The sequence below is a fragment of the Providencia sp. PROV130 genome (assembly GCF_028482225.1).
Classification (GTDB): domain Bacteria; phylum Pseudomonadota; class Gammaproteobacteria; order Enterobacterales; family Enterobacteriaceae; genus Providencia; species Providencia rettgeri.
This window is the reverse complement of sequence record NZ_JAMPQC010000028.1, coordinates 64,719-88,511: the sequence shown is the minus strand read 5'-3', so window position 1 is coordinate 88,511 and position 23,793 is coordinate 64,719. Positions and strand designations below refer to the sequence as shown.

General features: G+C 41.0%; 18 protein-coding genes. 13 read left to right on the top strand and 5 right to left on the bottom strand.

Annotated elements, in window-relative coordinates; translation table 11 throughout:
- Window positions 1-8: 8 nt before the first annotated feature.
- From PSF28_RS18740 to dld, 6 genes are all read left to right on the top strand, one after another.
- Window positions 9-1,103, top strand: a complete 1,095-nt coding sequence (locus tag PSF28_RS18740; RefSeq protein WP_004911884.1) for a FecCD family ABC transporter permease — start codon at window positions 9-11, stop codon at window positions 1,101-1,103.
- Window positions 1,097-1,885, top strand: coding sequence for an ABC transporter ATP-binding protein (locus PSF28_RS18735; RefSeq protein ID WP_094960415.1), 789 nt, complete (start codon window positions 1,097-1,099; stop codon window positions 1,883-1,885). Before PSF28_RS18740 ends, PSF28_RS18735 begins: the two co-directional genes overlap by 7 nt.
- Window positions 1,886-2,143: 258 nt before the next feature.
- Entirely contained in the window at window positions 2,144-4,126 is a 1,983-nt protein-coding gene (locus PSF28_RS18730; RefSeq protein WP_210836273.1) for a ligand-gated channel protein, read from the top strand.
- A gap of 360 nt (window positions 4,127-4,486) precedes the next feature.
- Window positions 4,487-4,699 carry a hypothetical protein gene (locus tag PSF28_RS18725; protein ID WP_004253162.1) on the top strand — a complete coding sequence of 71 codons (213 nt, stop codon included), beginning with the start codon at window positions 4,487-4,489 and terminating at the stop codon, window positions 4,697-4,699.
- Window positions 4,689-6,074: an APC family permease gene (locus PSF28_RS18720; RefSeq protein WP_210836272.1), complete on the top strand. Its 1,386-nt coding sequence runs from the start codon at window positions 4,689-4,691 to the stop codon at window positions 6,072-6,074. Before PSF28_RS18725 ends, PSF28_RS18720 begins: the two co-directional genes overlap by 11 nt.
- Before the next feature lie 478 nt (window positions 6,075-6,552).
- Window positions 6,553-8,292 carry a D-lactate dehydrogenase gene (gene dld / locus PSF28_RS18715; RefSeq protein WP_210836270.1) on the top strand — a complete coding sequence of 580 codons (1,740 nt, stop codon included), beginning with the start codon at window positions 6,553-6,555 and terminating at the stop codon, window positions 8,290-8,292.
- A 72-nt stretch (window positions 8,293-8,364) separates the two neighbouring features.
- Here the strand turns inward: dld and sbcB are convergent, their stop codons facing one another.
- A complete protein-coding gene (gene sbcB, locus PSF28_RS18710) occupies window positions 8,365-9,792 on the bottom strand; it encodes an exodeoxyribonuclease I (RefSeq protein WP_272685473.1) in 1,428 nt (475 codons plus the stop codon).
- A gap of 350 nt (window positions 9,793-10,142) precedes the next feature.
- Between sbcB and PSF28_RS18705 the strand changes: the two genes are divergently transcribed.
- Together PSF28_RS18705 and tmaR are read left to right on the top strand one after the other, a co-directional pair.
- On the top strand, window positions 10,143-11,426 hold the full coding sequence (locus tag PSF28_RS18705; RefSeq protein ID WP_210836266.1) for an MFS transporter: 1,284 nt from the start codon (window positions 10,143-10,145) through the stop codon (window positions 11,424-11,426).
- A gap of 124 nt (window positions 11,427-11,550) precedes the next feature.
- Complete coding sequence (gene tmaR / locus PSF28_RS18700; protein ID WP_004253179.1) at window positions 11,551-11,883, top strand: PTS system regulator TmaR; 333 nt, start codon at window positions 11,551-11,553, stop codon at window positions 11,881-11,883.
- A gap of 79 nt (window positions 11,884-11,962) precedes the next feature.
- Here the strand turns inward: tmaR and PSF28_RS18695 are convergent, their stop codons facing one another.
- Window positions 11,963-12,652 (bottom strand): helix-turn-helix domain-containing protein, encoded by a 690-nt coding sequence (locus PSF28_RS18695; protein WP_272520197.1) that lies wholly within the window; start codon window positions 12,650-12,652, stop codon window positions 11,963-11,965.
- A 207-nt stretch (window positions 12,653-12,859) separates the two neighbouring features.
- Here PSF28_RS18695 and PSF28_RS18690 point away from each other — a divergent pair, with 207 nt between their 5' ends.
- The 3 genes from PSF28_RS18690 to PSF28_RS18680 are packed head-to-tail and all read left to right on the top strand — an operon-like array spanning window position 12,860 to window position 16,559.
- Entirely contained in the window at window positions 12,860-15,190 is a 2,331-nt protein-coding gene (locus PSF28_RS18690) for a molybdopterin-containing oxidoreductase family protein (RefSeq protein WP_272685472.1), read from the top strand.
- Window positions 15,191-15,192: 2 nt separating this feature from the next.
- Complete coding sequence (locus PSF28_RS18685) at window positions 15,193-15,741, top strand: 4Fe-4S dicluster domain-containing protein (RefSeq protein WP_272685471.1); 549 nt, start codon at window positions 15,193-15,195, stop codon at window positions 15,739-15,741.
- A gap of 2 nt (window positions 15,742-15,743) precedes the next feature.
- Window positions 15,744-16,559, top strand: a complete 816-nt coding sequence (locus PSF28_RS18680) for a dimethyl sulfoxide reductase anchor subunit family protein (protein WP_272685470.1) — start codon at window positions 15,744-15,746, stop codon at window positions 16,557-16,559.
- A gap of 473 nt (window positions 16,560-17,032) precedes the next feature.
- On the opposite strand, the gene PSF28_RS18675 is transcribed toward PSF28_RS18680, so the two are convergent.
- Window positions 17,033-17,332, bottom strand: a complete 300-nt coding sequence (locus tag PSF28_RS18675; RefSeq protein WP_272685469.1) for a putative quinol monooxygenase — start codon at window positions 17,330-17,332, stop codon at window positions 17,033-17,035.
- A gap of 178 nt (window positions 17,333-17,510) precedes the next feature.
- On the opposite strand from PSF28_RS18675, the gene PSF28_RS18670 reads away from it, so the two are divergent.
- Window positions 17,511-17,846: a colicin E1 family microcin immunity protein gene (locus PSF28_RS18670; protein WP_272685468.1), complete on the top strand. Its 336-nt coding sequence runs from the start codon at window positions 17,511-17,513 to the stop codon at window positions 17,844-17,846.
- Between the two features lie 18 nt (window positions 17,847-17,864).
- On the opposite strand, the gene PSF28_RS18665 is transcribed toward PSF28_RS18670, so the two are convergent.
- Together PSF28_RS18665 and rne are read right to left on the bottom strand one after the other, a co-directional pair.
- Complete coding sequence (locus PSF28_RS18665) at window positions 17,865-18,740, bottom strand: colicin-like pore-forming protein (protein ID WP_272685467.1); 876 nt, start codon at window positions 18,738-18,740, stop codon at window positions 17,865-17,867.
- Window positions 18,741-18,963: 223 nt separating this feature from the next.
- Window positions 18,964-22,257, bottom strand: a complete 3,294-nt coding sequence (gene rne, locus PSF28_RS18660) for a ribonuclease E (protein WP_272685466.1) — start codon at window positions 22,255-22,257, stop codon at window positions 18,964-18,966.
- A 543-nt stretch (window positions 22,258-22,800) separates the two neighbouring features.
- Here rne and rluC point away from each other — a divergent pair.
- Complete coding sequence (gene rluC / locus PSF28_RS18655; RefSeq protein ID WP_210836238.1) at window positions 22,801-23,760, top strand: 23S rRNA pseudouridine(955/2504/2580) synthase RluC; 960 nt, start codon at window positions 22,801-22,803, stop codon at window positions 23,758-23,760.
- Window positions 23,761-23,793: the final 33 nt, after the last annotated feature.

Here is a 23,793-nt window from a genome sequence, read left to right as displayed (position 1 = left end):
AAGAGTTGATGAGTATTACGAGCGAGCCAATGATTACGGCTGAAAAAGCGGCTATTCAGGCTGACGATAATGTAAAACAGCATTATCAAACTATGTTACGCCGTCGATTGACATGGATAGTTGTTATCATCGCGGCAATTTTATTATCACTGGTTATAGATTTTACCTTGGGGCCTTCAGGGTTATCTCTTGAGCGCTTATGGCAAACGTTGATGACCCCAGAGTCGGTTGATGCAGGAACGCGTGTCATTGTCTGGGACATTCGCTTGCCTTACGCATTGATGGCCGTGGTGATTGGCATGTCATTAGGGCTTGCGGGTGCTGAGATGCAGACAATCCTCAATAACCCGTTAGCGAGCCCATTTACATTAGGGGTATCTAATGCAGCAGCATTCGGTGCCGCATTAGCGATTGTTTCTGGTATTGCAATTCCAGGCGTGCCTGACCAATGGGTGATATCAGCCAATGCCTTTATTTTTGCCCTGTTAGCCGCACTGATGTTAGATGCAGTAACTCGTTGGACACGCGTAGCAACTTCAGGTGTCGTACTGTTTGGTATTGCGCTTGTGTTCACCTTTAATGCATTGGTTTCCATGATGCAATTCATCGCAACAGAAGATACCTTGCAGGGTTTAGTCTTTTGGACAATGGGCAGTTTATCAAAAGCGACTTGGGTGAAACTTGGTGTGATGGCATTAGTTTTTGCACTTATTTTCCCAATTGCCATGATGAGTTCATGGAAGCTAACGGCTTTAAGGTTGGGTGAGGATAGGGCGATCAGTTTCGGTATTGATGTACGTCGTTTAAGGTTAACAACGTTATTACGCATCAGTATTTTATCGGCGCTAGCAGTGGCATTTGTCGGTCCTATTGCCTTTATTGGTTTAGTTGCGCCACATATTGCAAGGTTGATTTTTGGTGAAGATCACCGTTTTTATCTGCCTGCAAGTGCATTAATTGGGGCGTTAATTTTATCCATGGCCTCAATAGCGTCGAAGAATATTATTCCGGGTGTGATTATCCCTGTTGGGATCGTGACCTCGTTGGTTGGTGTACCGTTCTTCCTAAGTATTATTTTGCGTCATAGAGGGAACGTATCATGAGTGGCCTGATTATTAACCAATTTAATGCAGGTTACCCTAAACGTCCCGTAATTGAGAACCTATCGACGGATATCTTGCCTCGCGGCAAGATCACGGTATTGCTTGGGCCAAATGGTAGTGGCAAATCCACATTGTTGCGTTCGTTGGCAGGATTAAACAAGGCAACAGGGCAGCTGTTACTGGATGGTCAGGATTTAACCCAACAGAGTTTTGCCCAGCGAGCACAAAATGTGGTGTATTTACCGCAAACATTACCTGCTGGTGTGCACCTGTATGTTTTAGAATCAGTGATTGTTGCTCAACGTGCTTCAGGCGGTTTGAGCAATGAGAATAGTAAAGACGAAGTAATGGGATTATTACGTCAATTGGGTATTGAACATTTGGCGTTAAGTTATTTAGACCAACTTTCAGGTGGTCAAAAACAATTAGTGGGTTTGGCACAATCTTTAATTCGTCAACCCAACTTATTGTTATTAGATGAACCGTTAAGTGCGCTGGATTTAAATTACCAATATCATGTGATGGATTTAGTTGCGAAAGAGACGAAACGTCGAAATATAATAACGGTTGTGGTGGTTCATGATATTAATATTGCGCTCAAACATGCGGAGCATGTATTAATGTTGAAGCAAGGCAATTTAATTGCTCAAGGCGAACCCGCTGAGGTTATTACCCCCGAAAGCCTTGCTGAGGTTTATGGTGTGCGCGGTCGTATCGAACGTTGTTCGCAAGGTGTGCCACAAGTCCTAATAGATGGGCTGGTTGATAAATTAGCAAGTTAATATAGTAATAGAATAGTGTGCTTGCAGCACTTGGCAAGCACATTAAATAAAATATAGAGGGCGCAATATTAAAAAATCAAATCTTAATTAATAGTAATTACCCACAGGAAATTTAATTGAATTATATAATGGTTTTTACCATGAATTTCCTATGGGTATTTAAATACCCCAATAATAAAAAATATTTTTTGATTCAATGAAATCAATGTGAGCAAATCAATTCATATATAAAACAAAATATCTCTTGGAGAGTTGGGAATGGTTGTTTTTAATAAAAGAAAAGTGGCAATTAGCATTATTGCGGCTATTGCTGCGGCGCCTGCATTTGCTGATGATAGTAATGATAAAATCTATGTAACAACAGCATCAGGCTACCAACAGAAAATTGAAGATGCACCTGCGTCTATTTCTGTTGTGACGCGCGAACAACTCGAAACTAAAGCTTACCGTGATGTGACTGATGCATTAAAAGATGTACCGGGTGTTTTAGTGACCGGTGGCGGCAGTAGCTCAGACATCAGCATCCGTGGTATGGATGCTAAATACACCATGATTTTAATCGATGGTAAACGTGTTGACACACGTACAACTCGCCCAAATAGTGATGGCTCTGGTATTGAACAAGGTTGGTTACCACCATTACCAGCTATTGAACGTATTGAAGTGGTACGTGGCCCAATGTCATCGCTGTACGGTTCAGATGCGATGGGAGGGGTAATTAATATTATCACTCGTCGCGTACAACAAGAGTGGACGACCAGTATACGTGCAGACACTACACTCACTGAACGTAAAAATTCAGGGAATACAGGGCAAGGCAGCTTTTACACCTCAGGCCCATTAATTGATGGGTTATTAGGTGTAAAACTGCAAGGCCAATATTCACATCGTGGTGAAGATAAAATCATTAATGGTTTTAACCGCCAAATCATGGCGAGTGGTGGAGCAACGGTATCGTTGACCCCAGATGACAAAAATACCTTCGATGCAGAATTTAAACGTGATAACCAACACCGTGATGACCGTGAGGGTTATACCAGCAAAAGAGGCGACGGTAGCGGTTTTAGCAAATATGAGTTGACTCATATGGCATTAACCCATACGGGTATCTATGATATTGCATCAACAGATACCTATGTTCAATACGATGAGACAAAAAACCCAGGTCGTAAAATGACGGCAGAAGACCTTGTTTTCCGTAATCAAAGTGTCTTTTTACTGGGGGATCATAGTTTAAGTATTGGTGGTCAATATCGTAAAGAGAAATTGAAAGACGAAGGTAATAAATTTAAACAGTATAATCAGCTTGAACGATATAGCTGGGCGTTATTCGCAGAAGATGAATGGTTAATGACCAATGACTTTGCGGTAACGGGTGGTATTCGTATGGATAAAGACGAAAACTACGGTTCACACTGGACTCCACGTTTGTATGGTGTATGGCATGCTGATGAACAATGGACAATTAAAGGTGGGGTAACTACAGGTTACAAAGCACCAAGCTTGCGTGAATCGTCTGCAAACTGGGGACAAGCAACAGGTGGTAATGCAGGTAATGCCGTTATTTATGGTAATCCTGACTTAAAACCAGAGAAAAGTGTGACCGAAGAAATTGGTGTTATCTGGAACAATCAAGATAATATTACTGCGGGGATAACTATCTATAACACTGACTTTAAAGATAAAATTACTGAAGTTAGGCGTTGTGAAGAAAATAGTAGCACAGTAAGAGCATGTACAGTAGCTCAAGATGGTGAAGGTGACAAACCTAACCAACCGTATCGTTTCATTAGCGATAAAGCGAACGTTGATAAAGCAAGAATGCGCGGTGTTGAACTAACTTTCAACTGGCGTATTGTGGATGACTTAAGTTTTGCAGCTAACTACACCTATACTGATACTGAACAAAAAAGTGGTGTAAATAAAGGTAAGCCATTAAATAAGCAGCCTAAACATATGGCTAACTCCACACTGACATGGCAAACAACTGAAGATTTAGAAACATGGACGCGTATGAATTTCCGTGGAAAAACCTCTGAATACCAAGGTCGTGGACAAAAAATGTCAAGTGGTACAGCATCTTATGCTTTGTTTGATTTAGGTGCAAGTTATCAGCTTAACAAGAATGCGAACATTGTTGGTGGCGTATATAACGTCTTAGATCGCCGAATCGATAATGCGACTTATGGTGCTGAATTAGAAGGCCGTCGCTACAATATCGGTATCAACTACAACTTCTAATCGAAAAAATAATTTCGATTAATCCAAACCCTTTGGCTTCCACCAAAGGGTTTTTTGTTGATTAAAACCTGATAAAAATCATAAGAAAAAGAAGTTATAAGCAGATATGGCAAAAAGTCAGAAATAATCAAAATTTCTCATGGAAAATAGGGTGATTTGTTAACAATTTAACTTGCTATTTCGAGTTATGGCGTGCAAAATGCGCGAACTAAAAAATAACTGATGCTTAATCAAATGAAGCATCGGTTTTTTTGTTTTTAGGAACGTTCATTCTAGCGGGGCCGGACATAGAGCCGGAGAGATAATTTTAATATTTACGTGTAGCAAACATTTTTCGCTACCGATTTGAGGAATGCTTTTATGGCTTACTTTTTCGCATTCGCAGCAGGGCCAGGCGCTGGCGGCTGCCGTATCGATGACTATGGGGCTCTCGGTGGCTTCGCTCACACGCCTTTCTCCCTCTCTTCGTTTTTCTCTGCCTATAGGCAGATGCAAAGTCTTCCCAGTAACTGTCGATTAAGCCGAAGTAGTATGCAATCGAAAGTTATGGGAGGGCTTAGACGTGCAAAATAATACTCCAATTCCATTAGACATCGGTCACAATCAAACGGGTGCGAATAACCGCGTACAACTTGCAAAAACCTTAACATTGGTGCAAGTAGTGATGATCGGTATTGCGTATATCCAGCCAATGACGATATTTGATACCTTCGGAATGGTGTCAGATAAAACCGGTGGACATGTTCCAACTTCATACATTATTGCACTTGCTGCGATACTGTTTACTGCTCTGAGCTACGGTAAATTGGTGAAACGTTTCCCATCAGCCGGTTCAGCGTACACTTACGCCCAAAAATCAATGAGCCCTCATATTGGCTTCTTGGTGGGTTGGACATCCTTGCTGTCCTATATTTTTATGCCAATGATCAACATCTTATTGGCTAAAATTTATTTACAAGATATTTTCCCTAATGTTGAACCAGCGATTTTTGTTGTGGGTCTAGTCATATTGATGACGGCAGCAAACTTACGCGGTATCAACGTGATAGCGAACTTAAGTACTGTGATTGCGATTATCCAAGTTGGTGTCATGGCGGTCTTTACGGGCTTAGTCATTCACGGTGTTTCGAATGGTGAAGGTTCAGGTGAGATTTGGACATTTAACCCATTTGCTAATGAAAAAACCGAAGTGATCCCGCTGATAGCTGGGGCAACAATTCTTTGTTTCTCATTCTTAGGTTTCGACGGATTAAGCTCATTGTCAGAAGAAACGCCAAATGCGGGTAAAGTCATCCCGCGGGCTATTTTCTTAACTGCGTTAATTGGTGGTGTTATCTTTATTACCGTTTCTTTCTTCTTACAGCAATACTTCCCTGATGTATCACGCTTTAAGAATATTAACGAGACACAGCCAGATATTATGCGTTTTGTTGCTGGAGCATTCTTCCAGTCAATCATTCTGGTGTTCTCATGTGTTACGGTATTAGCGTCAGGTATGGCGGCTCATGCGGGTAGTGCGCGCTTAATGTATGTCATGGGGCGTGATGGGGTATTCCCAGAAAAAGTATTTGGTTATGTTAGCCCAACGTGGCGCACTCCTGCATATAACGTATTAATGGTTGGTTTCTTAGCACTAGGCGCTATCTGGTTTGAAATGGATTTTGCAACCGCGTTAATTAACTTTGGGGCTCTAATCGCGTTTACCTTCGTGAATATCTCGGTTATCAGCCAATTCTTTATTCGTGAACGCCGTATGACTGGGGCTAAAAATATCATTAACTATTTGATTTTACCTGTCATCGGGACATTAACAGTCTGTGTGTTATGGCTAAATATTGAAGAAGATTCAATGGTATATGGTTTAGTCTGGACTGCGGTTGGTTTAGTGTATATGGCTGTTTTAACGCGTATGTTTAAGCGGCCTATGCCGCAAATGAGTGACGTGTAGCTATATTCTTCATATTTCGTGCTGTAGCTGCGTTGCGTTCTCAAAACGACATGGGTCACATACTTATGTATGCTCCCCATGATCGTTTTGCTCGGCGCCTTGCTACAACGCGAACTATTTTGAATATATCTAAAATCTCGTTTTTAAATATACCTAAAATTTCGCTTTTAAATAGATAGGCCGTACTTCATATTTCACGCGGTAGCGGTGTTATATTCACAAAGCTACAAGGGTCACATACTTATGTATGCTCTCCATGATCGTTTTGCTCGGCGCCTTGCTACAAAGCGAACTATTTTGAATATAGCCAAATTAGAATTGATAAAATAGCGCCCTTGAGGCGTTATTTTTTTACCCGTTAAGAATTATTTAAGATAAAGCGTGTAGCCTATTAACATCATAATATTATGTGATATTGTTGTTACAATACATAATGCATAACTATGATAATTACGAATTCGATTAAGAAGGCACACAAATGAATGATGCAAAGAAACCTGAGAATCAACGGTTATTACTGACGCTTAGGAATATTGTTGGCAAAAAAAATATTTTAACAGAGCCGCATAAAACAGAACGTTATCGCAAAGGCTTTCGCTCTGGTATGGGGGATGCAATCGCGGTTGTATTTCCAACAACATTGCTCGAACAATGGTATGTTTTCAAAGCGTGTGTTGAAGCGGACAAAATTGTCCTAATGCAAGCGGCGAATACCGGGTTAACCGAAGGGTCAACACCGAGCGGTTATGACTATGACCGCGATATTGTCATCATTAGTACGTTGAAATTAAACCAAATTCAAGTTTTACCGGAATTTAACCAAGTGGTTGCGATGCCAGGAAGCACTTTGTACGATCTGGAAAAAATCTTAAAACCATTAGGGCGCGAACCGCACTCTTTGATTGGGTCTTCGTGTATTGGTGCCTCTGTCGTTGGGGGGATTTGTAACAGTTCTGGAGGGTCGCTAGTACGCCGAGGTCCTGCTTATACTGAGCTGGCTCTCTACGGCCGGGTCAGTGATGATGGCAAAGTAGAACTGGTAAATCATCTTGGTATCGATTTAGGGAGCACCCCAGAAGAGATTCTGACAAACCTACAAAATCGCGGTTACAGCAGCGAAGACGTGCAAGTTAGCGATAAATTAGCGTCTGATCACGAATATGCAGAACGCGTTCGTGATGTCGATGCAGATACGCCATCACGCTTTAACGCAGATGAACGCCGTCTATTTGAAGCATCAGGATGCGCAGGAAAATTAGCCGTATTTGCTGTTCGTTTAGATACCTTCCCAGCAGATAAAAAAACACAGGTATTTTATATCGGTTCTAATAATCCAGATGTTTTGGAAGATATACGTCGTTATATTTTGAGTGAATTTAAAAACCTGCCAGTAGCGGGTGAATATATGCACCGTGGTTGCTTCGATATTGCAGAAGTTTATGGCAAAGATACCTTTTTAATGATTGATAAATTCGGCACTGACAAAATGCCAATGTTTTTCACCATTAAAGGGCGAATTGATGCAGTATTAAATAAAGTCCCATTCCTGCCATCAAATCTGATTGACCGCACTATGCAGGTTCTCAGTAAATTATGGCCATCTCATTTACCACCTCGTATGAAAGAGTTCCGTGATCGTTACGAACACCATTTAATGTTGAAAATGGCTGGAGATGGCATTGATGAAGCTAAAGTTTGGCTAAAATCTTATTTTTCAAGCGCAGATGGCGGCTATTTTGAATGTACCCCCGAGGAGGGAGCAAAAGCGTTTTTACATCGTTTTGCAGCTGCGGGTTCTGCGGTTCGTTATCATGCTGTTCACAACAAAGATGTGGAAGATGTTTTACCTCTTGATATCGCATTACGCCGTAATGATAGAAATTGGTTTGAAACGTTACCACCAGAAATTGAGAAGTTATTGGTGCATAAATTATACTGTGGCCACTTTATGTGCCATGTTATGCATCAGGATTATGTATTGAAAAAAGGCGTAGACCCGAAAGAGCTAAAAGAAAAAATGTTAGCTTTGTTAGATGAGCGAGGCGCTCAATATCCTGCAGAGCATAACGTAGGGCATTTGTATAAAGCTCCTGAACAATTGAAATCATTCTACAAGCAATCTGACCCAACAAACACAATGAACCCTGGTTTAGGTAAAACAACTAAACGCAAAAATTGGGAAGGGGATTGTGGTTGCGGTCATTCTCATGACCATTAAGGCCCATGTCATATAAATGAAAAAAGGCAGGTATTGGTAAACATTTCAATATCTGCCTTTTTTATTGCTAAATTAACTGGCGAGATCTCTCGCATAATTAATCAATGCTTTTAATTGCTGACAACGCTTTTCATCATGTTGATGCTCTGCAAGTAATAGTTGTATTTGTTGCATGTATTCTGTTAAACGCTCTTCATTAAAGTAGTCTCTACGGTGCTGTAACCAGCGCTGCTGCTCATCATAAGATAAGGTTGCAGGGTAATTACGTGCTTTGTAGCGAAAGAAAAGTTCTTTCATGCGCTTATCTTCAAAACTTAATTCCAATGCAGGTAAGTTCTGTGGGGAAGTTTCACGAATAATATCCATAGTTGAGCGGTCAGAAGGACTGAAAAAACCATTATAAATTTGTGTATCGACATCGTCTGACTCGGCAAATATTTGAGGCTCGCTAAATAACTCAATTAATTTATTACGAATTTCAGGGTGCTTGCGTAAGGTTTCCAGATTACGCATACATAAGTCACGGTCAACACCTGTTCGCTGTGCATCTTCTGGCCGCAGTGTTTTTTCTGGCGCTAAAATAGGGCATTTATTAATATGAACTAATTTTACAGGAACGGGAGAAGCACCCGACAATTCAGCTTTAGGTGTATATAATCGAGTACGTAATTGTTGAACGTCTAACTCAATTAATGGTGAGATATCGGCAGATAAATCGCACATAATGACGGCATTTTTGTTATCAGGATGCCAAGCAAGCGGAGCGACTAAACTGACATAAGAACGCAATGCGCCAAACATACCAGACACATGAACTAATGGTGTTATTTCTACAATATCAATGAGTTGGCTTATTTTGTTTTTGTTTCTTAGTTGATAAAAGTAATCGAACATTCGCGGTTGAGCGGCTTTCAATAGTTTTGCCATATTAATAGTGGCTAAAACGTCAGACATTGCATCGTGCGCATTTTCATGAGCAACCCCATTTGCTTTGGTCAAATGCTCTAAACGCATACTCGGTAAGCCATCTTCATTTTCTGGCCATTGAATACCTTCAGGGCGAAGCGCAAAACAGGCACGCAAAGTGTCGAGTAAATCCCAACGCGAATTTCCTTGTTGCCAACTATAAGCATATGGGTCGTAAAAATTTCGGTAAAAAATATTACGCGTAACTTCATCATCGAAACGAATATTGTTGTAGCCCATAATACAGGTATTAGGGACACTAAAAGCCGCATGAATTCGTTTAGCAAACTCGGCTTCGTTAATGCCTTGAGATAATGCGACTTGCGGAGTGATCCCAGTGATCATCACGGCTTCAGGTTGCGGTAAATAGTCATCAGCCGGAGCACAATAAAAAACTTCGGGTTCTTCAATGATATTAAAATCAAGGTCAGTGCGAACTCCTGCAAATTGTGCAGGCCTATCGAGAGCAGGGCGCTTACCAAAGGTTTCATAGTCATGAATAAAAAAGGTCGGTTGTTTTTTATTATCTTGCAACGTTTTCACCATTTTGATGGTTATATAGTAGATTGATAGTGGTTAATTTATTGCTATTCACTATACCTTGTTGATTAATGATACCTTATCTACCGTAAAAGCTAAACCAAGGCTACCTGATATTGAGCGGGTAAGATTGATAGCCGCATAACTTGGGTGATTTGATGAAATATTTTACCCAGCAGATATTCGTCATTAATTCGTGAGGGTATATCGTGATTGATATCACACATATCAATTGTTAACGTTAACATTAGTGATTAACATCACAAATAACAGGCTATTTTGTGGTTTGAAATTAATGTTAACCTTAACATTTCATCAGGATAATTTTTGATAGGTGATGAAATATGAATCGTGGCTCAAGAAAGTATTATGCCTCTTTGAGTGCATTATTGTTTTTTTTCTTTTTCACGTGGTCATCAACGTTTTCTGTCGTCGCAATCTGGCTGCGTAAATATGTTGGCTTGGATGGTGCGGATACAGGATTTATTTTCTCTTGTATTTCGATTGTGGCACTTTGCGCACAGCCACTCTATGGGTTTATGCAAGATAAATTAGGATTACGAAAAAATTTACTGTTATTTATTGCAATACTACTGATTTCATCTGGCCCCTTTTTTATGGTTTTCGGTACGCTGCTAAGATGGAATGTATTTTTAGGCAGTGTAATTGGTGGTTTGTTTATTGGCATGACTTTTCATGCGGGTATTGGTGTACTTGAATCTTATACAGAGCGAGTCAGCCGATTACGTAATTTTGAATATGGAAAAGCGAGGATGTGGGGCTCATTGGGGTGGGCGAGCGCAACGTTTTTTGCTGGGCGTAATATTAACCTGAACCCTGATTACAATTTTATCATGGCAACCGTTTCAGGCTTATTATTTTTAGTTATTTTATTGAATTTAAAAACGGCAAACGCAGATGCGTATAATAGCCTTGAACATGGTAAACCTTCAGCCATCACGGTGAAAGATGCTTTGCAATTGTTTGTACAACCCCATTTTTGGGCTTTGATATTGTTTGTATTAGGAACCTGTATATACAGTGTGTATGACCAGCAATTTATGGTGTATTTTGCCCATCAGTTTCAAAGTGAGCAATTAGGTAATGAGATGTACGGTTATCTAAATTCATTGCAGGTTTTCTTGGAGGCAGGAGGCATGTTTTTAGCGCCATTTATTGTCAACCGAATTGGCGCTAAAAATGGGTTGTTGTTTGCGAGTTCTGTCATGGCACTACGCATTATTGGTTCAGGGTTAGTTGATGGCGCGATTATGATATCGATAATGAAATTACTGCATGCCGTTGAGCTCCCGATTCTGTTAGTCGCGATTTTTAAATATAACAGTCTTCATTTCGATAAACGTTTGTCATCGACACTTTATTTGGTTGGCTTTAGTTGCATGAGCTCTGTCGTTGCAAGTATTTTATCGCCATTAGCGGGTTGGGGGTATGATAAAATTGGTTTTGCTGATACCTATCTGGTCATGGGGATATTTGTTATTATTACGACGATATTATCTGCATTTTGTCTCAGAGGTGATGGGGCAGGCAATCAAGAAATCAGAGAAAAAGATCAAACAAATAAATGTAATGAAGATCACTCCGAAAATTTGGTCGTTAAAGTATAAAGTGAAATCAATTTTCAGCGGAATAATTTGATAAATATGCGAAACGGGCTTGTAACTCAATAGGATTAGATTGTATTGTGTTAATAGATAATGCGTTTTGAATATTGACTAGAGGGTTTTAAACATGGACAACGCTAACAAGCCGTCTTTCCAAAATGTTCTGGAATTTGTGCGTATGTTTCGTCGCAAAAATAAAATTCGTCGTGAAATCACCGACAATGAGAAAAAAATTCGTGATAACCAGAAGCGTGTTTTGCTGCTGGATAACTTGAGTGAATATATAAAACCAGGTATGTCGATTGAAGATATTCAGGCAATTATTGCGAATATGCGTAGTGATTATGATGATCGTGTTGATGATTATATTATCAAGAACGCTGAACTCTCCAAAGAACGTCGTGAAATATCGAAAAAGCTCAAAGAGATGGGTGAATTACCGCGTATTGATGTGAAATAATTACCGTGTAAAGCCGAGGTCATCTCGGCTTTACTGTTTTTGGCTTGAGTCGATAGATAACATTGACCACGCGTAGTTATTATAAATTTAACCTATTAACTTGTTTGATTAATGCGGTTGCTAACCTTTCCATTTCATTTTCTGCAATAAATCCCATCGTCACTGCTGCTGCGACAAGCTGGCCTTCGCCATTAAATACAGGACAAGCAATAGATTGCGCTCCGGGAATTCCTTCAGTTGGTTGGTAACGGATGGCATAGCCTTGTTGGATAACTTTATTAATTTCGTCCTGCGAATAGGAATTCGAACCAAATTGGTTATCAAATGCAGAATAAATCAGCCCAGCTGCACTTTTTACGACAGGCAATGGCGTGTTAGGTAAAAAGTCAATTTCAATATTTTTGAAGCTACGATTATATTTCACTAAAGACAGTGCCTTTCCTAGACGCGTGGCTATGCCTGTTGAGACGTTCTGTTCATCGCGAAATTGAATCAAACTATTGTTAATGGTTTCGATGTAAGAGTCTTCAGGTTTAACAAAATTAGCTAAGAAGGTTAAATTGCGGCCTAAACCATAACGGCTAGTTTGAGAATCTTGGTATAGCATTTGTGTACGGCACAGTGAAACCAGATATTTATGTAGACGGCTTTTTGATATCTCACAACCTTTTGAAATATCCGCTGCGCGAGCAATGCCCCCATTTTGAGCAATATAATTTAAAATGCTTACGGCTATATCAACAGAATTAACACCTTGCAGAGTAGACATACATAAACCTCAGTTTAACAAGTCCTGAAATTTTACCATGAGTTGCCTTGCGCTGCTAACGAACCAATAATGCGGAAGAATAATCCGAAAGCGGTAGCACCTTATTACCTATAAATAGATAGAATTATTGATGCTACTCAAGTTCATCTTTAGTGAATGGCGTATATATATAGTGTACTTATAAAGGCAATGTCGAGGTTTACTATAATGAAAACGATAAATTCACTACGTTTGAAACGCCGAACTCTACTCAAAGGGCTTGGCGTTGTAGGGTTGGCGAGTATCGCCCCCTGTTCTTATGCACAAGGAAACAGCAATCAACCTTTACCGAAGGTGCGACTCAAACTGTCGGACTACAAAACATTTCGGTCAACTTGTGCAATGGAGTGTTTGCATTGCAACCTAACCGCATATACCTACCAAGGTAAGCTGATGAAAATTCAGGCGACGGAAGGGTTTAATGTCAAATGTTGCTTGCGAGGTATGAGCCGAACTAAATGGGTCTATCATGATCAACGCATCAAAACACCGTTACTACGAGTAGGCGAAAAAGGTAAAGCTGAATTCAAACCGATAAGTTGGGATGAGGCGCTGGATCTTATTGAAAAAAATATTAGAGAGACCATTGATAAATATGGTAATGAAGGGTTGTTTATTTCCACTCATGCCGGAAATATGGACTCGATTAAAAATGATATGGGGAAGGCTTTCTTTGATTATTTAGGCGGGTCAACGAAACAAGCGGGTTCACTTTGTTGCTCTGCTGTAACAGCTGCGATGATCCCGATGCTCGGGCTGAGGTATGCAGATACCCGCGATACGATAGCGGATAGCCGTTATATCCTGTGTTGGGGCAATAACCCAGCTGTTACGATGCAAGCCTATTTTAAAAATTATAACCAAGCGAGAAAAAATGGCGCTCGATTAGTGGTTATCGACCCGCGCTTTAGTGAAACTGCGGCAAAAGCAGACGAATGGATACCGATTATTCCAGGGACAGATACCGCGCTTGCTTTAGGTATGATTAAAATCATTATTGAAGAAAACCGGATAGATGAAAATTTCTTGAGGGCTCATACTGGCGCGGTTTATTTGGTTGATGCGGACCAAAAACAAGTTAGGCAGAACAAAGATGATAAGGACAGCTATTTAGTTTTCGACACATTAAGCAAACAGTTAGTTCGCCATGATTCACCGGGCATTAAACCGGCACTTTTCCAACATGAACTTCCTGAAGATTTGAGTTATACCACTGTTTTTGAACAAATTTATCAACAAGCAAAAGGTTGGGATATTGCCCGAGTCAGTGAAGAAACGGATATTCCAGTGGAAACTATTGTACGTCTTGCTCGGGATTACTCCTCAATAACACCGTCAATGATTGTGCAAAATATGTCAGGAGCACAACGAACCGAACATGGTGCTTATGTTGCAGGAAGCCAGTTCTATCTCGCCTTATTGACTGGAAATATAGGTAAACGAGGGGCGGGTGTTTGTGATGCTGGTGGAGCTCGGCAAATGGCTAACTTTAGCCCAATAGTGCCACCAGCACCGAATGTGAAAAATATTCCCCCCATTCCTGTTGCGAAAGTTGGCGATTTTATCGTCAATGAAAAGCCACATCCGATTAATTTTTGGTGGATTATGACGATGGGGGTTATGACCCAGTTGCCGAATACCAACAAGGTTCGCGAAGCACTAAAAAAAGTTCCATTTGTTGTGGTTGCCGATAATCTCATGAGCTCAACAGCCTTATATGCTGATTTAGTTTTACCAGTGACCACTATTTTTGAAGATACCAGTTTGATGGCGGGGGTACGTAGCCAATATGTTCAGTTAATGGAACAAGCCGTTGAACCCGTTGGTGAAGCAAAACCCGACTATTGGATTTTCGCTCGATTAGCAGAACGTTTCGGCTTTGGCGACGTATTTAATAAGCCAATAGAGCACTATATTGATGCCTGTTTAGTCGGCTCTGGTATTACTCGCCAAATGTTAGAAAAAGGCCCCGTGCGCCCGGTAGAAGGGGATTGGATACCATTCAAAGACGGTATTTTTAGAACATCAACCAAAAAAGCGCACTTGTTTGTTGAAGATTGGCAAAAGAAAAATTTTTCACCTGTCGTCGCTTACTACCAAGTGACTGAGTCGGTTAAAGGTTCACCTGAATTAGCCAAAAAGTATCCTTTGATGGCGGTTCAGCGCAAGTTAGCGCGTAGTGTGCATTCAAGTCATGGAATGAATGAATGGATCCTTGAAGTACAACGAAACCAGCCGAATGTCTTGATTCACCCAGAAGACGCCAAATCTAGAGGTATTAAGAATGGGGAATGGGCAATCACCTTTAATGACCGAGGAGAACACCGAGCCATTGCTGTCGTGACAACGCATATTAAGAAAGGCGTGATTTCACTGGATAACGGTTGGTGGGAACAGCAGGGGGGAAGCAGCAGTCATGTCACGAATGACCAAGTTGAACATTTGGGAACGGGGCACTGCTGTAATAGTACGTTAGTTGATGTAAGAAGGGAGGCTTAATCATGGTCAAGCAATATGGTTTTTTAATAAATACAAAAGATTGCTATGGTTGCCGCACTTGTTCAATGGCTTGTAAATCTGAGAATGTGACTCCGCCGGGCGTCTTGTGGCGTCGAGTTCGCGAATTCAATGATGACTCACCGAATACTCAAGCATTTATTACGATGTCTTGTAACCATTGTGATGACCCACAATGTTTAAAAGTTTGCCCAGCGGATACCTATACCAAACGCGCTGATGGCATTGTGGTACAAGACCATGAGAAATGTATTGGTTGCCAAATGTGTATTATGGCTTGCCCATACCATGCGCCCGTATTTGACCCCGCGGAAGGGAAAACCAGTAAATGTAATATGTGTGCGGAACGCTTAGACGAAGGCCTACTGCCAAGGTGTGTGGAATCCTGCCCAACAGGTGCTATTGAATTCGGCGATATCACAGAATTACGTAAAAAGCACACCACAAATTGGCGTGTTTTAGAGCAAAGTTACAATATGCCTGACCACACTATTAGTAATCCTAATATTGTAATTATCGGAATGGAGGACTAATCATGGATATTAAACATATGGAGCTCCCTCTGGTATTTTTTACAGTGATGAGCCAATGGGGGATTGGTGCGGTTCTCGCATTAACCATTTACCAAATGAAAGCCAGTCAGGGCTCCTTATTATCAGGCTCTGTATTACGTCGCACAGTGCTATTGATATGGCTGATTGAAGTTATTGGTTCATCGATGTCAATGGGGCATTTAGGTGTGCCTCTCGAAGCATACCGTTCCGTTCTGGGGCTAAGTCATTCATGGCTAAGTCGCGAGGCAGTGACATTTGTATTATTAAATGGTGTTATCACTTTGTGGGCTCTATCTTGCTGGTTGCAACCCACAGTAAACACGCGCAATACGATATTAGGCTGGATCAGTGGGATTGGTGGATTAGCCGCTATACTAGTCACGGCACAAGTCTATTATCAAATGGTTGCTCATCCATTATGGCATACACCGGCAACCCAAATCGCGTTTATAGGCAGTGCAATTGTACTTGGTTTTAGTCTAGTAGCCTTATTTGTTATTGGGCAAGGCAAGTCATTACCCTCGACCATTAAAGTTGGCGTGTTGATAGGCGTTGCATTGGTATTAATTGCACAGATTATTCGCTTACAATTACCTGCAAGCCAAGGTGGGAGCTACTTGCTGTGGTGGCAAGTAGTGATGAGTATGATATTGCCTTGCATTATGGTGATGAAAGCATACAAGGAGCGACCATCCGCAGTTTTACTTGTATTGATAATGATGGCGATATTTAGCGGAGAGTTAGCTGGCAGAGCCTTGTTTTATGGTTCGGTGATGACCCAAGCTCCTTGGTTCTAAAAATCCTCGTCATATTTCGGCCTGTCGCGTTGTTGGCATCGCACGCTCACCCTAGTCACATACTCGTGTATGCTCCTAGGGTCTTGTTTAGCTTGCCGCCTAGCCACAGGCCAAACTATTTATAGGATTGTATCCTCGTCATATTTCGGCCTGTCGCGTTGTTGGTGTCGCACGCTCACCCTAGTCACATACGGGTGTATGCTCCTAGGGATTCGTTTAGCTTGCCGCCTAGCGACAGGGCGAACTATTTAGCGGATTAATACCATTGTATTTTATTAAGGGCTATAAGCAGTGTTGACGTCGCATACTCGTCCTAGTCGCATACTCGTGTATGCTCCTAGGGTCTTGTTTAGCTTGCCGCCTAGCGACAGAGCGAACTATTTAGCGGATTATGTAGGTTTTGCCGATCTTAGAATTCGGCCTGTAGTATTGTGCGCAGATTCTAATTATATGTTTGGCGTTGGTACGTTTAGCTAATGCGCATATTTAAAAGCACCATTCATCAGTATGATAATAGGATCAGAACGCTTATAGCTGTTGATTAGGGGAACAAGGCGCTGAAAGTGTTCGCTCGCACAGTGGATATCTAACGCTTCTTGATTCGGCCATTCTTCGATGAAGATAAAATGGCCGGGGTCTTTTTGGTCAACATAGAGGTCATAACTGATACACAATGGCTCTTGTTTCGTTGCTGCAACTAATTCGCGGTATAGTGGCATAACAATCTCAATCGCCTCAGTTTTAATAAAATCTTCTGCAATCACTTTCAACATAAGGTCATCCTTTTCAGTTAGTACGTAATAATTATACATTAACATAATGTAATTATTATGTAGTGATTAATCAGTGATTTTAAGATGTTAGGACACAACAATAACTGTAGTTAATATGAGTTCTCATTCTCATATGGGGTTTGCTATTATACTCCATAGGAGAATAAGGAAATAGTTAATGAATAAAAAATATTATATTCAAAACATGTGTTGGGGTTGGTTTATGGGAACCTTGTTTTTATATTCTTATTTGGGTAGCGAACTTAAATATAAGTCACTGATTTTATTTATTAGTGTTATTGGTATTATCATTTACCCATTTGCGAAATGGGCAGTTGAAAGCTTCTTTCTAATGTTTACTACTAGAGAATTTTGGAATAGGGGCTTATTTATGGACACAGCAGGTAAGGCTGGAGGATTAGCCGTATATGGTGGTGTGGTGTTTTTATTATCTATTCCAATTACGTTGATTTTTATTATAACTGTATTGATAAGAAGATTGTCAGCGAAGTAAATAGCTTCTATGTTATAATTAAATACCAATCAAATTATTTGCTTCCTCTACTAAACTATCATTAATTAATGCTCCTATCCCTGCAATAATTAAGCCATAGCCTAGCACACCAATAGGCCCGCCAAGCAATGTACTAAAAGTGAATCCAGCAAGAGCTGTAGCTGCCATACCTGCTGCTATTGTTTCAGTTTTAACAAAAAAAGGTCTCCAATTATTAGTGTCTATCGCTTTTATTAATTCATTAGACCAATCAATAAAGTCAATTGCTTGGCTTGTGTATAACATGCCCTTGCTAAATTTTTTGAAATTTTTTGCAATATCATCAGCTTTAATTGATTCTAATGCTGCTGTAATGGCTTTACGATCTTTAGCATCGATTTTTCTACTAATATTATTGTTATATTTATTATAAGCTTTTAATGCATCCTCAACATTACGGATCTTTTTTCCTTTGGCTTGCTCTGCCATAGTTTTAGCCAATTTCTCTGCTTTTTCACCGTAGGAGTTAAAAACTTCTTTATAAAAATCAGCTGTAAATTTAACTGAGCTCTTAATCTCTTCCGCTTCTTTTTTGTTTATTTCATTTAAATCATACTCTATTTTTGGCTTCATCATTCTATATAATCCACCAAAAGAGCGCCAATAAATGGTATACATTAACTCAAGCTTTCCACTTTGATAGGCACTTAACATCTTTTTATAAGAAGATGTTTTTTCATAACGACAGTTACTAAGCCCACAAACCCCGCATATTCCTTTTGCCATCGCATTCAGAATATGGTCTGGTAAAATTCTGTCAGGGGTTACGTGAGGAGTCGGGAGTAGTAATACACCATCGCTTGTATATGCATGGCCATTTTTCCAACGGTCTATTTGCGTATAATCATAATCCATAGAATATCCTCTGTTAGCGTGTTTGCTGCATTGAGCGTACATATTTCGTACAGATGCACAATGCGCCAATTTATGGCGCATTGTCAAAGGTTTCTAGAGAATAAATATTGTTAGTATTTAATAAATTACAACAAGTAAAGTCACTATCAAATAATATCAAGCTATATAAAAAAAGCCTTGATAGTTTCCTATCAAGGCTTTCGTGTTTTACAGCGATTGAGTCTTAGTTATCTGTCGGTTTTGCCATTGCAGAGGTTGCTACATTGGAAGCAACATGGCCACCTGCGCCACCTTTACCTTCAAAGGTTGAGGCTTCGCGCTGATATTCTTTTATCTCAAATGGCGCAGCAGCAACGTCTGGCGCTGGTGCTTTAGTCATTGGAGAAAAAGCGTGACGTTTATGTAAGCTTACCGCTGGGCTGATTGTTACCATGGCTGGCTCAACCGTAGTAACAGGTTCGATAATCTCTTCGACACTGGTCACTTCGACTGGTGCTGCAACAGCAGTTTCAGTACGTTGAGCTTCTTCAACTGCGTCATCCACAGTAACCGGAGCCGTTTGTTCGTCCACGATAGTCACGGTTTCAACCACGTCGATTTGAGTCACTTCAACCGGTGTTGCCACTTGAGGTTCGATAACCTCAGCAACGATTTCAACAGCGTCTTGTGCCACTTCTACTGCTTCAGCTTCAGGCGCAATGTCTGTATTCTCTGCGGTAATTGTTGTTGACTCAACAGGGTGTTCGACAGTTGGTGCTTCGTTAACTAATGAAGTTTCTTCAGTACTAATTGTTTCTACAGCAACATCCTGTACCTTGTGTTTAACCACTTCGGCCACAACTGGTGCCACTAAAACATCGCTTTGTGACGCGGTAACATTGGTGGTTTCTGTTACAGACGTTTCATTAACACTTTGTTGCTCAAGCATTTCTTCATTAGTGATAATTGCCATGCTCTCTTGTTGAGGTTGGACAATTGGATAATGAATAAACACTTTGCCCGACGCTAGCTCAGGTGATGCAACAGCAGCAATTAATGGCATTGGTGATTTATTTAAATGACGCTCATCACGATAACGACGACGACGTTGGCCACTAACACGTAAATGACGTGGTGAACGACGTGAACGGCGCGGAATAATGGTGTCTTGTTTCTCTTCACCATCAGAGGAGGTCATTGATTCTTGCAATTCTTCAACTTGCACATCACCTTCAACTTGCTTCACAGGTAAGATTGGCGCAGGAAGTGCGGCAACAGGCGTTGTGATTGTTTCAGATGCGGCTTCAACCGGTGCAATAACTTGCTCGTTATCAGTAACACGGATTTTTTGTGTCAACTGACGGCGCTGACGGCGTGGTGCAACAGGACGTTGTTCTTCTTCCTTTTCCACCTCATTTTCAACGTTAGTTTGTTGAGCATCTTGTTGCGTTTTAGCCACTTGCTGTTGACGTTTTTCGTCTTGGCGACGACGGCGCTCAGCACGTTGTTCACGACGTTGCTGCTGATTGTCACTATTGTTATTCTCAGCGGCTTGCTCATTTTGTTGGCTCGCATTTTTATTATTGCGGCCTTTATTGCGATTATTCGTTTCATCCGTTGATGCATTGCGGTTATTGCGAGTATCACGGTTATCACGAGTTTCGCGATTGTCACGGTTGTCATTGTCATCGCGGTCACGGCGGTTATTATTGCGGCGATTGTTGCGACGGTCATTATTACGGCGACGATCGTTATTATTGCGATTTTTCGGCGCTGGTTGTTCAACCACTTTTTCTTCTTCACCAAATAGGTTCTTGAAGAAAGCAGCAATTTTGCTGAATAAACCTGGTTTTTCAGGTTCTGCTGATGCAGGTTTTACTGGCGCTTTAGTGACTGTCTCTTTAGGTTTAACCGCAGGCATATCAACAGGCTCTTGCAGTGCAAAAGCAGAAATTGCAGGTTGCTCAGGTGTTTTACGTTCAGATGTCGTTTCATCAATCTGATTTAACGTCTCTGTTTCGTGATATTGCGCTAAGTTATAGCTTAACGTATTGACTTCTTCACCTTTACGAATGCGGATCACATGGAAGTGAGGCGTTTGCATTTGGTCATTAGGAACAACAACAACACGGACATGGTTTTGACGTTGTTCGATATCACTGACCGCTTTGCGTTTTTCGTTCAGCAGGTAAGAGGCGATTTGTACGGGGACAATGGCATGCACTTCATGAGTATTTTCTTTCAGTGCTTCTTCTTCAATAAGACGAAGAACAGACAGAGAAAGTGATTCGTTGTCACGAATAGTTCCCGTTCCTGTACAGCGAGGGCACACATGGTGGCTTGACTCACCTAAAGAAGGGCTCAAACGTTGACGTGACATCTCCAATAACCCAAAGCGCGAGATGCGTGCAATTTGAATGCGTGCGCGGTCTTGACGTACTGCTTCACGTAGGCGGTTTTCAACTTCACGTTGGTGCCTAACGGGTGTCATGTCGATAAAATCGATAACAATCAAACCACCCAAGTCGCGTAGACGTAATTGACGTGCAATTTCATCAGCCGCTTCTAAGTTAGTATTGAATGCAGTTTCTTCGATATCGCCACCACGTGTTGAACGTGAAGAGTTGATATCGATAGCGGTCAATGCTTCAGTGGTATCAATAACTAATGCACCGCCTGATGGCAAGCGAACTTCACGTTGGAACGCAGATTCGATTTGTGATTCAATTTGGTAGTGGCTAAACAGAGGAACATCACCACTGTAGTGTTTGATTTTGCTTGCAAAATCACCACGGCCGATAGCTTCGATATGGTTGCGTGCCATTTCGACAACTTTTGGGTTGTCTATCAGAATTTCGCCGATATCTGGGCGCAGATAATCGCGGAATGCGCGGACAATAACGTTACTTTCTTGGTGAATCAAGAAAGGTGCAGGGCGATTTTCAGCGGCTTTTTGGATAGCTTCCCAGTGACGTAAACGGTAGAGTAAATCTTGTTGCAGCGATTCTGCAGATTTACCCACACCTGCGGTACGAACGATTAAGCCCATGCCGTCAGGAATTTGTAAAGAAGACAGAGCTTCTTTTAGTTCAGTTCGATCTTCCCCTTCGATGCGACGTGAAATACCCCCCGCACGTGGGTTATTTGGCATTAAAACGAGGTAACTTCCAGCCAAGCTAATGAAGGTAGTTAGTGCCGCACCTTTATTGCCACGCTCTTCTTTATCCACTTGAACGATAACTTCTTGGCCTTCTTTTAACACATCTTTGATGTTAGGACGACCTTGAGAGTGATAGTTGCTTGGGAAGTATTCACGAGCGATTTCTTTGATAGGAAGGAAACCGTGTCTTTCAGCGCCGTAGTCTACAAAAGCGGCTTCAAGACTAGGTTCGATACGAGTGATTTTACCTTTGTAGATATTGGCCTTTTTTTGCTCATGACCGGGACTTTCAATATCCAAATCATAGAGACGTTGCCCGTCAACAAGGGCAACACGCAACTCTTCCTGTTGAGTTGCGTTTATTAGCATTCTTTTCATGTTATTACTTACTCATTATTTTCTTTTAAATAAAGAGCAGCGAAAGAAAGAGCTACTGTAAACCGATGGCCTCGTGATTTTTACAAAACCGTCTGCCTCGCGGCAGTCGTTCGTATAGAGACGCGCAGTATTCGGTGAACCTGATTTTTAGATTAAAAATTCAGCGTTCTTAATCAGGATGCCGTAAGTTATTAAAGAAAACGGAAGTTCCTAACCCAATAAGCCAAAATTCGTTGCTCGCTAATTTATTTGATGTTGCTAAATGTCTTACGCCATTGCTGCATTGTTACGCCATCAAATAAGAAATCCTATAAAACGTTAACTTTCGTTTTTTAAACATCTCAGCAACTTCATATTATTCCATTGCCATAGCCATTATAGCAAGTCGATACGGAAGTTATATGGAAATTTTATTTAGAAATAGGATAAATCATGCAGAAAATAACCAAATTAAAAAAAAACATAAAAAATTTTGTGGAGTCGGTATGATAGGGAAAGCAAATAAGCGCATATTTTAATCAATTAGAGTTAACGCATTCTCGAATGAATACACAAAATCAAGTTCAATTTATTGACATCAGCGATGACGAAGCTGGGCAACGTATCGATAACTTTTTGCTCACTAAACTTAAAGGTGTGCCGAAAAGTATGATTTATCGCATTATCCGCAAAGGGGAAGTGCGTGTTAACAAGGGGCGGATAAAGCCTGAATATAAATTGGTCGAAGGGGACCAAGTACGCGTTCCTCCCGTTAGGGTTGCTGAGCGTGAAACCGCACCGGTTTCGGCCAAACTGGATAAAGTCGCTGCATTAGCGAATTGCATTTTATTTGAAGATGACGTTCTCTTAGTGCTGAATAAACCATCGGGTACTGCTGTTCATGGTGGAAGTGGTTTAAGTTTTGGTGTTATCGAAGGTTTAAGAGCCTTACGACCAGAAGCGCGTTTCCTTGAATTGGTTCATCGTCTTGACAGAGACACATCAGGTATTTTATTGGTGGCGAAAAAACGCTCAGCACTTCGAGCGTTACATGAACAATTGCGTTTGAAACAAATGCAAAAGGATTATTTAGCACTCGTAAGAGGCAACTGGCAGTCGCACATGAAAGTTGTTCAAGCCCCTTTACTTAAAAACATTCTACAAAGTGGCGAGCGAGTCGTTAAAGTGAGCAGTGAAGGAAAACCGTCAGAGACGCGTTTTAAAGTGGAAGAACGGTTTGATAATGCAACCTTGGTAAAAGCGAGCCCTGTCACGGGGCGGACACATCAAATACGTGTTCATACACTTTATGCAGGGCATCCTATTGCATTTGATGACAGGTACGGTGACAAGCAATTTGATAGCCAACTGGCAGGGACAGGTTTAAACCGCTTATTTTTGCATGCGAGTGCATTGAAATTTACGCACCCTAAAACGGGTGAAGAGATGCGTTTGCAAGCTCCATTAGATAACCAATTAAATCACTGCCTAAAAATATTACGTAGTCGTAAAGCAGAAAAGTAAGCCATTTGATTAACTGGCAGGTTTTCCCTGCCA